Here is a 9767-nt window from a genome sequence, read left to right as displayed (position 1 = left end):
AACTCTCAGCCTCTGAGCCCGTCGGCGATGTTGCGCTCGACGTTCTCGACCACCACGATGGCGTCGTCGACCACGATGCCGATCGCCAGCACCAATCCGAACAGCGACAGCGTGTTGATCGAAAAGCCGAAGCCGAGCATGACGGCGAAGGTGCCCACGATCGACACCGGCACCGCCACCAGCGGGATGATCGAGGCGCGCCAGGTTTGCAGGAACACGATCACGACCAGCACCACCAGCGCCACCGCTTCGAGCAGGGTGGCGATGACGGCCTTGATCGATTCGCGCACGAACTGGGTCGGGTCGTACACGACCTTGTATTCGACGCCCTGCGGGAACGATTTTTGCAGCTCGTCCATCTTGGCGCGCACGTCGGCCGACAGCTGCAGCGCGTTGGCGCCGGGCGCCTCGAAAATGGCGACGGCGGCGGCCGACTTGTTGTTTAGGAGCGAGCGCAGCGCATACGAGTTCGAGCCCAGTTCGAGCCGCGCCACGTCCTTGAGCCGCGTGAGCGCGCCGTCCTCGCCGGTGCGCACGATGATAACGCCGAATTCCTCGATCGAGGTCAGGCGCCCCTGGGTGTTGACGGTCAGCTGGAACTCGGCGTCCTTCGAGGGCGAACCGCCGATCACGCCGGCGGCGACCTGCACGTTCTGCTCGCGCACGGCGGCGACGATGTCGCCGGCGGTCATGCCGCGCTGGGCCACCTTTTGCGGGTCGAGCCAGATGCGCATGGCGGAGTCGCCGGCGCCGAACAGCTGCACCTCGCCCATGCCCTGGATCCGCGCCAGCTGGTCCTTGACGTTGAGCACCGCGTAGTTGCGCAGGTAGACGTCGTCGTAGCGGTTGTCGGGCGAGAGCAGGTGCACCACCATGGTCAGGTTGGGCGAGCTTTTGACGGCCGTCACGCCGATCTGGCGCACCTCCTCGGGCAGGCGCGGCAGGGCGCGCTGGATCCGGTTCTGCACCTGCGACTCGGCCTGCTCGACGTCGGTGCCGACCTTGAAGGCGACGGTCAGCGCGAGCGAGCCGTCCGAGGTCGATTGCGACGACATGTACAGCATGTTCTCGGTGCCGTTGATCTGCTCCTCGAGCGGGGCGGCCACGGTTTCGGCGATCACCTTCGGATTGGCGCCCGGGTACTGGGCGCGCACCACCACCGAAGGCGGCACCACGTCGGGGTATTCGGACACCGGCAGCTTGAAGATCGACAGCAGGCCGGCCACGAAGATGATGATCGACAGGACGGCCGCGAAAATGGGCCGGTCGATGAAGAAGCGGGAAAAGTTCATGTTATTGGTCCTTGGTCTTTTTGGCCACGGCCGCCACCTCGACGCCGACCGTCGGCGGCGGCGCCGTGCCGTCGCCCACCATCGGCACCATCGCCACCGTGATCGGGGCGCCCGGACGCACCCGCTGCAGGCCGTTGGCCACGATGTTCTCGCCCGCCTTCAGGCCGTCGCGCACCACGCGCAGTCCCCCGACCGCGGGGCCAAGCTTGACCGGGCGGTATTCGGCCGTGCCGTCGGCCTTGACCACATACACAAACTTGCGGTCCTGGTCGGTGCCGACGGCGAGCTCGTTGATCATCGCCACGCGCGTCCTGGCCGCCGCGCCGCCGCCAAGTTGCACCCGCGCGAACAGGCCCGGCACCAGCAGGTTGTCGGCGTTGTCGAAGGTGGCGCGCAGGCGCACGCTGCCGGTGTCGGCGTCGAGCCGGTTGTCGACGAAATCGAGTTTGCCCTCGTGCGGGAAGCCCGCCTCGTTGGCCAGCCCGATCCTGACGCCGACCACGTCGCCCTTTTGCGCCAGGCGGCCCACCCTCAGGTAGGTCTCCTCGTCGCCGTCGAAGCTGGCGTGGATCGGGTTGTTCGACACCACCGAGGTCAACACCACGGCGCCGTCGATCAGGTTCCCGGTGGTGAATTCGGCCTTAGACACACGCCCGTTGATCGGCCAGAGCACACGCGTGTAGCCCAGGTTGAGCTGGGCCGCGCGGTGGCTGGCCTGGGCCGCGCGCGCGTTGGCGCCGAGCTCTTTGACGCTCGAAGCCTTTTCGTCGTATTCGCGCTGCGGGATCGCCTTGTCGGCCAGCAGCCGTTCGGAGCGGGCCAGTTCGAGGCCGGCCAGTTCGGCCCTGGCGCGCGCCGAGGCGGCGGCCGCGTCGGCGCGGTCGGCTTCGGCCTGGTAGGGGCGCGGGTCGATCACGAACAGGACGTCGCCCTTGGGCACCAGGCCGCCCGGTTTGAAATTGACCGAGGTGATGAAACCGCCCACGCGGGCCCGGATCTCGACCCGTTCGACCGCCTCGAGCCGGCCCGAGAACTCCTGGGTCTCGTTGATCGATCTTTCGATCACGGCGGCGGCGGTGACGGGCGGCCCGGCTTGGGCGGCGTCGGCCGTCTTGCCCGTGGCCGGATCGCAGCCGGTGAGCACAAGGGCGGCCAAGGCGGCAGCGGTGGCCATGATCGCTAATTTATTAGGTGGTTTCATTTTTTTCCTCTTATGGATGAAAATTTTTAATTTAACAGCCGACAGGCGGGCAAACAAGGTGGCAAAGGGGGGAGCAGGTACGCCGCATTGCAAAGCAATGCGCCTGCGGACCGGTGTCCGCGTATTTGCGGACACGCCATCCCCATAGGTACGTAGGGACCTAGGGACGTAGGGTCCCCGGACGCCTTCCGTGTGGAGGCGTCGCAGGGTTGAAAACGGGGGGCGCGGAACGCTAGGAGGCTGGTTATGAGAGGTTGTTATGGCCGTCGATGGCGCGCAAAAAGGCGCTCATCGCGGCCAGCGCCGGGCCTTCGCAGGCGCACTCGTTGCGCGCGTCGGGGTCCTGCGCGGGCACCGGGGCGAGGCGCTTGATGGTCGTGCTCACGCCGCAGCCGGCCAGCTTGGCGCCGTATTGTTCGGCCTCGTCGCGCAGCGGGTCGTCCTCGGCCGACAGGATCAGGGCCGGCGGCAGGTTGCGCAGGCGGCTCGATTGCAGCGGCGAGGCGTACGGGTGGGTGCGGTCGGCGGCGTTGGGCAGGTAGTCGCGATAGCTCGCCGCGCAGGTGTTGGCCATGCCGGCGGTGCCGGCGTCGCACGGCAGCTCGCGCATCGAGCAGCTCGACAAGCCCGGGTCGAGCATCGGCATGACCAGGATCTGGCCGGCCAGCGCCGGGCCGCCGCGGTCGCGTGCCATCAGCGCGGCGACCGCAGCCAGGTTGGCGCCGGCCTCGATGCCTGCCACCACCAGCCGCTTGCCGCTCCAGCCAAGTTTGGCCTTGTTCTTTTTGGCCCAGGCCAGCACCGCGTGCGCGTCTTCGGCCGCGGCCGGAAACGGGCGCACGCCGGCCAGGGTGTAGCGTGAGGCGAGCACCAGGTCGTCGGGGGCGCACGCGACCAGCCGGCGCAGGAAGACGTCGGCGTCGTCAAGGTCGCCGCCGACGAAGCCGCCGCCGTGGAAGAAAACCACGAGGGCGTCCTTTTTGGCGCCGGCGCCGCCGCCCGTACAAGTGTAAAGGCGCGCCGCCAGGGCGTCGGTCTGGCCTCGCACTTCGAGGTTGCGGATCCTGAGCGTGCACGTTCCCTCGGTCACAACGACGCCGTCGCCGTCCTTGGCGCTCATTGGGCCTGCTCCGGGGAGGACCGCTGGCGCTGCGGGGCCGGGGCCGCGCCGCCGAACACGGCATGTGCGAGTGCGTCAAAACCGACGCTTTCGGCGCGCGCGGCCTGCGGGAATTTGTCGGTGACGCCGACCCCGGCGAGCGTGATTGCGCCAAGCAGGATTGCGACCACGGTGACCATTTCGATTTTGATGCGCATTTCACTGCCCTTTTTTTCCGGCCCAAATCGACGTTTTCGATCCAGTACGGCCACTTTAAACTTGATCTACAATCAGATAAAGATGGCAATGGCGAATTGATTGTTCAGAATTTTGAACAATACGGAGATTTATGAATAAATTGCAAGCGATGGAAGTGTTTGTGCAGGTGGTCGACGCGGGCGGCTTCACGCGCGCGGCCGAAAACATGCAACTGCCGAAGGCGACCGTCTCGACCCTGGTGCAGGCGCTCGAACTGGCGCTGACGGTCAAGCTGCTGCACCGCACCACGCGCCAGGTCAGCGTGACGGCCGACGGCGCCGCCTATTACGAGCGCTGCCTGCGCATCCTGTCGGACGTGCGCGAGGCCGAGGAGTCGCTCTCGCGCAACCGCGCCAACCCGGGAGGGCGGCTGCGGGTCGACGTCTCGACCAGCATCGCCAACACCGTCATCATCCCCGCCCTGCCCGATTTCTTCACGCGCTACCCCGACATCCAACTCGAACTCGGTGGCAGCGACCGCCCGGTCGATTTGATCGAGGAAGGCGTCGACTGCGCCGTGCGCGGCGGCGAGCTGGCCGATTCGAGCCTGATCGCGCGCCGCATCGGGGTGCTCCAATTCGTCACCTGCGCCACCCCGGGCTACCTCGCGCTGCATGGCCACCCGAGCCACCCGCGGCAGCTCGCGTCGCACCGCTGCATCAATTTCTTCTCGTCCAAGACGGGCAAGATCCACGACTGGGATTTCGCGCGCGGCGACGAGAGCATCAACATCCCCGTGCCCTCGAGCCTGGCCGTGAACGACTCGACCGCCTACATGTGCGCCGGCCTGGCCGGCCTTGGCATACTGCAGATGTCGAGCTATTTGATCGACCCGCTGATCGCCTCGGGCAAGATGGAACGCGTGCTGGCCGAGTGGACCACCTCGCCGCTGCCGGTGCATGTGGTGTACCCGCAAAACCGCCACCTCTCGGCCAAGGTGCGCGTGTTCGTCGAATGGGTCGCCGACCTGTTTTTGCGGCACCCGGGATTGCAAATGGCGGCGCCGGCGCGCCCGCCCCAAGGCGAAGGAGCCCGAGATGCACAATGAAACGCGCATGGACCAGGAAACGCGCACGGACAATGAAACGCGCATGGACAAGGAAACGAACATGGAAAACACCGCGAGCGGCAGCGTGCCGAAAATCGTCTTCCTCGACCGCGACAGCCTGCTGGCCGAGGTGCGCCGCCCCGCGTTCGCGCACGACTGGGTCGAGCATCCGGCGTCGCACCAGTCCGAGGTGGTCGCCCGCCTGCGCGGCGCCACCGTCGCGATCTCGAACAAGGTGCCGCTGCGCGCGGCCGAACTGGCGCGGCTGCCCGAGCTGCGCATGGTCGCGGTGGCCGCCACCGGCACCGACAATGTCGACCTCGCGGCGTGCCGCGAGCGCGGCATCGTGGTCTCGAACATCCGCGACTATTCGCTCGTGTCGGTGCCCGAGCACTGCTTCGCGCTGATCCTGGCGCTGCGGCGCAACCTGCGCGCCTACATGGCCGACGTCGAGGCCGGGCGCTGGCAGCAGTCGAGCCGCTTCTGCCTGCTCGACCACCCGATCGCCGACCTCGCCGGCAGCACCCTCGGCATCGTCGGCTACGGCGCGCTCGGGCGCCGCGTCGCCCAACTCGGGCGCGCCTTTGGCATGCGGGTGTGCGTGGCCACGCGCGGCGCGGTCGACGAGCCGGGTGTCGAACCGGTGCCGCTGGCCGAACTGCTGCGCCGCGCCGACGTGGTCAGCCTGCACCTGCCGCTCACCGACGCCACCCGCAACCTGATCGGCGCGTCCGAACTGGCGGGCATGAGGCGCGGCGCGCTCTTGATCAACACCGCGCGCGGCGGGCTGGTCGACGAGGGCGCGCTGGCGCGGGCGCTGCGCGAGGGCGCCATTGGCGGCGCCGCCTTCGACGTGCTCAGCGGCGAGCCGCCGGCGCCCGGCAACCCGCTGCTGGCGCTGCGCCTGCCCAACTTCATCCTCACGCCGCACGTCGCGTGGGCCAGCGCGGGCGCGATGCAGACGCTGGCCGACATGCTGGTCGATAACATCGAGGCCTGGGCCGCGGGCGCGCCGCGCAACGTGGTCGGCGCCGGCTAGCGCGCCGCGCGCAAGCCGCGCGCAAGCCGCAAAAGCAGCCCGGGCCGCCCGCCCCCCCCGGCCCGCCCAAGCCGTCTAAGCCGCCGGGTCTGCCGCCGGCACCACCAGCGGCAGGTCGAGGATGAACGCGGTGCCCTTGCCGAGCACGCTCTCGACCCGGATCTGGCCGCCCAGCAGCTGGGTGACGATGTTGTAGGTGATGTTGAGCCCCAGCCCCGAGCCGCCGAAACCGAGTTTGGTCGTGAAGAAGGGGTCGAAGATGCGCGACAGGTTGGCCGGCGCGATCCCGCTGCCGTTGTCGGCCACCTCGATCCAGACCTCCGACGGGTCGGCGCCGCCGCCCGTGCTCACCGTGATGGCGCCGCGCTGCTCGCCCATCGCATGGGCCGCGTTGACGACCAGGTTCATGACCACCTGGTTGATTTGCGAAGGCAGGCACTCGATCTCGGGGATGGCGCCGTAGTGCTTGACGACGTCGGCCTTGTAGCGCACCTCGTTGGCGACGATGTTCAGGGTCGAGTCGATGCCGGTGTGCAGGTTGGCCCAGACCCACTCCTGGTTGCCGTCGGTGCGCGAGAAATCCTTGAGGTCCTGCACGATGTGGCGCACCCGCACGATGCCCTCCTTCGACTCGCGCATCAGGTTGGGGATGTCCTGGCGCAGGAAGTCGAGGTCGATCGCCTCGCGCATGGCGCCCAGCTCGGCCGCGACCTCGGGCGCGGCGCCGGCCTCGGCCTTCTGGTAGGCGTCGAGCATGGTGAACAACTGGCCCAGGTAGCTTTGCAGGCTGCCGAAGTTGGAGAAGATGTAGCCGATCGGGTTGTTGATCTCGTGGGCGACGCCGGCGGCGAGCTGGCCGATCGAGGCGAGCTTGTCGGACTGCACCAGTTGCTGCTGGGTCACCGAGAGCTTGGCGTTCAGTTCGGTCAATTCGAGGTTGCGCTGGCGCAGCTCGGCGTCGGCCGCGCGCCGGCGCCGGATGTCCTCCTCGAGCAGGGCGTTGGCCTCGGCCAGCTCGAAGGTGCGCTTCTCGACCAGGTGCTCCAGGTTGTCGTGGGCGCGCCGCAGCGCGTTCTCGGCGACCCGGCGCTCGGTCACGTCGCGCATCGACTCGATCGCGCCGACCACCACGCCGTCGACGTCGCGCAGCGGGGCGGCCGTGAAATGGAGCCAGTGGCCGCCGGCGCCGATGTTCGGGAAGAAATCCTCGGCCTCGTAGGCGCCCGGGATCACGGCCGAGCGCCGGTGGCGCTCGAGCGCGTCGGCGTCGCCGGCCACGATCAGGTCCGACAGCATCGGCCGCTTGCGCGCGTAAAAGGCCAGCCCCTGGTTGCTGGTGCCGACCATGTCCGACCTGGCCCAGCCCAGCAGGTGCTCGCAGGCCTTGTTCCAGTGGGTGATCACGTGCGCGCGGTCGATCGCGAAGGTGGCCACCGGGTGGCCGTCGAAAAACTCCGACAGCGCGATGTCCGGGGCTTTGGCCTCAGGCAGGGGCGGGGCGGGATTGGGCATGGCGGTTTCCTTTGCCGGCTTGGCCGCGCGCGGCGGCCGGGAGCTGCGGCGGCAGTCCTGGCCGGCGGGCTGGTCGACGGGCTTGACCGAGGGGTTTGATCGACGGGGTTGATTGATTATAGAGCCCAAAGCTTGCCCCGCATCATCGCGGGGAATGTTTTTTTGTGAGCAACACACTTGGTGTGCTGGCGTACAGAGGTTTGGCGCGGCATGGCGCATGCTGGTGTTTTCACGGCGGCGGGCCGGCGCTTCGCGCCCGGGTCCGCCGCCCGTGTCCATCATTTACGGAGGTTGCAGCATGTCGACGATCATCGCGGGTCATTTTCAATTGCAGGAAGAAGTCGAGCGCGCCAAGGAGGAATTGCGCAACGCCGGCTTCGGGCAGGGCCGCATCAGCGCCTTCTTCGTCAACCAGCCGGGCCAGCACGACATGACGCCGATCGGCGGCGACCATGCCATTTCGCCGGGCGCGAGCGAGACGCCCGAAGGCGTGGTCGAGGGCGCCACGACCGGCGGCGCGGTCGGCGTCGCGATCGGCGCGCTGACCTCGCCCTTGTCGGGGCCGGTCGGCCCGATCGTCGGCGGCCTGGTCGGCGCCCACGTCGGCTCGCTGTTCAGCCTGACCAAAATGAAGGAGGCGGGCGAGCCGGAGGAGGGCGGCAAGAACCTGCGCGTGCCGCGCGAGGCCGGCATGATGGTGGCCGTCGCGCTCGACGGCCCGGCCGACGAGAGGCGCGCGCTCGACGTGCTGCGCGACCTTGGCGCCCACCACATCGAACGCGCCGAGGGCACCATCGAGCAAGGCGACTGGCGCGACTTCGACCCCCTGAGCATGCCCGTCGTCATCGCCTAAAAGGCTGTCGGTCCGGCACGTTTTGCGGCCGGCGATCCCGCGTCCGGCGCGACCCTGGGCCCGGGGCCAACGGCCAACGTCATTGTTGGAGGCCGCGAAGGCCGCGTCCGGCGCCGCAATTATTGCGTTGCCTTGCGAATTTTTTTCGGTATGATGGACCCGGTTTCGGCGCCGCACGGGCGGCGCGACGGCAGCCATCTGAGTCTGAGTGCTAACGGGTCTGGCGGGAGGTCGCTTCAATGACGCAAGCATGGGTAACCCTGACCGATGTGGACGGCCGCGAGATCGACGCGCCCACCGAGGACGAGCTGGCCGAGGCGCTGGCGGCCGTCTACGCGACCGCCGACGACGCCAGCGCGGCGTTGCGCTTCGGCTATGACGACGGACTCATGTATGTCGCCGAGGTCAGCGCTGAGGGCCGGATCCGCTTCGAGGAATGGTCCGACCGCGACTGCGAAATGGCGCTCGCGCTCCCGCGCAGCATGCGCGCGAGCCAAAGCGAGGCGCTGGCGCTGTGGCGCTTCATGGCGCGCCGCCAAGTCTCCAAAATCCGCGAACTGGCCTGGGCCTGAGAGGCTGAGAGGCTGAGAGGCTGAGAGGATGAGAGGCTTTCGACCATGCTCGCTCATTCCGCCGGAAGGAGCCCGCTCGTCGTTGCAAAAGCTCGCCATAGCCCGAGCTATGGCTGTGCTTTGCGCTGCCTGACCCCCCGGCCGAAACGGCGCCGCGGGCCGGTTTGCGGCGCCATGGCGCGCGTTTTCAATGCGCCATCCTCGCGAAAATCGCGAGCGCCCTCAGGCGCCCGGCCCATCTTCCAAAGTTTGATTTCAATCAATGTTATCTCAATATGCATGTCTAGACTTGTCCCTCATGCCCTCGACGGCATTAATCGCTCAAGCACTTAAAAAGAACTGGAAGAGACTATGGACAACAAAAAGGTAGCATTGGTGACGGGCGGCATGGGCGGACTCGGCACCGCGATCTGCAGGCGCCTGCATGACGCCGGTTTCAAGGTCGCCGCCACGTATTCGCCGGGCAACAAGCAGCCGGAGGCGTGGCTGGCGGCCCAGCGCGACGAGGGCTACCGCTTTTCCGCGTTCAAGGTCGACGTCGCCGACTACGCCGACAGCGGATGGATGATGCAAAAGCTGCTCGCCGAAATGGGGCGCCTCGATGTGCTGGTCAACAACGCCGGCATCACGCGCGACCAGAGCATGCGCAAAATGGTGCAGCAGGACTGGTCCGACGTCATGCGCGCCAACCTCGACAGCGTGTTCAACATGAGCAAGCAGGCGATCGAGCCGATGCTCGCGCAAAAGTGGGGGCGCATCGTCAACATCTCGTCGGTCAACGGCCAGAAGGGCGCCTTCGGCCAGGCCAACTACGCCGCGGCCAAGGCCGGCATGCACGGCTTCACCAAGTCGCTCGCGCTCGAGATGGCGCGCCACGGCGTCACGGTCAACAC

9 protein-coding genes and 1 pseudogene are annotated in these 9767 nt (G+C 67.8%); 6 read left to right on the top strand and 4 right to left on the bottom strand.

The features are described 5' to 3' along the window. Positions 1 to 14 precede the first annotated feature (14 nt). The 3 genes and pseudogenes from C7C56_RS26430 to C7C56_RS26420 all read right to left on the bottom strand — a co-directional run. Positions 15 to 1292 (bottom strand): annotated as a pseudogene (locus C7C56_RS26430) (efflux RND transporter permease subunit); the annotation flags it as partial. A gap of 1 nt (position 1293) precedes the next feature. Beyond that, complete coding sequence (locus tag C7C56_RS26425; RefSeq protein WP_106760325.1) at positions 1294 to 2493, bottom strand: efflux RND transporter periplasmic adaptor subunit; 1200 nt, start codon at positions 2491 to 2493, stop codon at positions 1294 to 1296. Positions 2494 to 2737: 244 nt separating this feature from the next. After that, a complete protein-coding gene (locus C7C56_RS26420; protein WP_106760324.1) occupies positions 2738 to 3613 on the bottom strand; it encodes an alpha/beta hydrolase fold domain-containing protein in 876 nt (291 codons plus the stop codon). On the opposite strand from C7C56_RS26420, the gene C7C56_RS29190 reads away from it, so the two are divergent. The 3 genes from C7C56_RS29190 to C7C56_RS26405 all read left to right on the top strand — a co-directional run bounded on the left by C7C56_RS29190 (position 3613) and on the right by C7C56_RS26405 (position 5937). Continuing rightward, positions 3613 to 3945, top strand: coding sequence for a hypothetical protein (locus C7C56_RS29190; RefSeq protein ID WP_181373371.1), 333 nt, complete (start codon positions 3613 to 3615; stop codon positions 3943 to 3945). The genes C7C56_RS26420 and C7C56_RS29190 overlap by 1 nt on opposite strands. Next, positions 3942 to 4898 (top strand): LysR family transcriptional regulator, encoded by a 957-nt coding sequence (locus C7C56_RS26410; RefSeq protein ID WP_106760322.1) that lies wholly within the window; start codon positions 3942 to 3944, stop codon positions 4896 to 4898. Before C7C56_RS29190 ends, C7C56_RS26410 begins: the two co-directional genes overlap by 4 nt. 61 nt (positions 4899 to 4959) lie before the next feature. Next, complete coding sequence (locus C7C56_RS26405) at positions 4960 to 5937, top strand: D-2-hydroxyacid dehydrogenase (RefSeq protein ID WP_106760326.1); 978 nt, start codon at positions 4960 to 4962, stop codon at positions 5935 to 5937. A gap of 75 nt (positions 5938 to 6012) precedes the next feature. On the opposite strand, the gene C7C56_RS26400 is transcribed toward C7C56_RS26405, so the two are convergent. Continuing rightward, positions 6013 to 7449, bottom strand: a complete 1437-nt coding sequence (locus C7C56_RS26400; RefSeq protein ID WP_106760321.1) for a PAS domain-containing sensor histidine kinase — start codon at positions 7447 to 7449, stop codon at positions 6013 to 6015. A 298-nt stretch (positions 7450 to 7747) separates the two neighbouring features. Between C7C56_RS26400 and C7C56_RS26395 the strand changes: the two genes are divergently transcribed. The 3 genes from C7C56_RS26395 to C7C56_RS26385 form a co-directional block, all read left to right on the top strand. After that, entirely contained in the window at positions 7748 to 8302 is a 555-nt protein-coding gene (locus C7C56_RS26395) for a glycine zipper domain-containing protein (protein ID WP_106760320.1), read from the top strand. Between the two features lie 239 nt (positions 8303 to 8541). Next, on the top strand, positions 8542 to 8874 hold the full coding sequence (locus tag C7C56_RS26390; protein WP_106760319.1) for a hypothetical protein: 333 nt from the start codon (positions 8542 to 8544) through the stop codon (positions 8872 to 8874). Positions 8875 to 9225: 351 nt separating this feature from the next. Then, positions 9226 to 9767: SDR family NAD(P)-dependent oxidoreductase (locus C7C56_RS26385; protein WP_106760318.1), on the top strand; the 542-nt coding region annotated here is incomplete at its 3' end.

It is taken from the genome of Massilia glaciei (assembly GCF_003011895.2).
Classification (GTDB): Bacteria; Pseudomonadota; Gammaproteobacteria; order Burkholderiales; family Burkholderiaceae_D; genus Telluria_A; species Telluria_A glaciei.
This window is presented reverse-complemented; position numbering and strand designations above follow the sequence as displayed.

Coding starts and splice junctions, on each gene's coding strand:
- C7C56_RS26405 (WP_106760326.1), top strand. CDS start 4,960: ATGGAAAACACCGCGAGCGGCAGCGTGCCGAAAATCGTCTTCCTCGAC.
- C7C56_RS26390 (WP_106760319.1), top strand. CDS start 8,542: ATGACGCAAGCATGGGTAACCCTGACCGATGTGGACGGCCGCGAGATC.
- C7C56_RS26410 (WP_106760322.1), top strand. CDS start 3,942: ATGAATAAATTGCAAGCGATGGAAGTGTTTGTGCAGGTGGTCGACGCG.
- C7C56_RS26425 (WP_106760325.1), bottom strand. CDS start 2,493: ATGAAACCACCTAATAAATTAGCGATCATGGCCACCGCTGCCGCCTTG.
- C7C56_RS26400 (WP_106760321.1), bottom strand. CDS start 7,449: ATGCCCAATCCCGCCCCGCCCCTGCCTGAGGCCAAAGCCCCGGACATC.
- C7C56_RS26420 (WP_106760324.1), bottom strand. CDS start 3,613: ATGAGCGCCAAGGACGGCGACGGCGTCGTTGTGACCGAGGGAACGTGC.
- C7C56_RS26395 (WP_106760320.1), top strand. CDS start 7,748: ATGTCGACGATCATCGCGGGTCATTTTCAATTGCAGGAAGAAGTCGAG.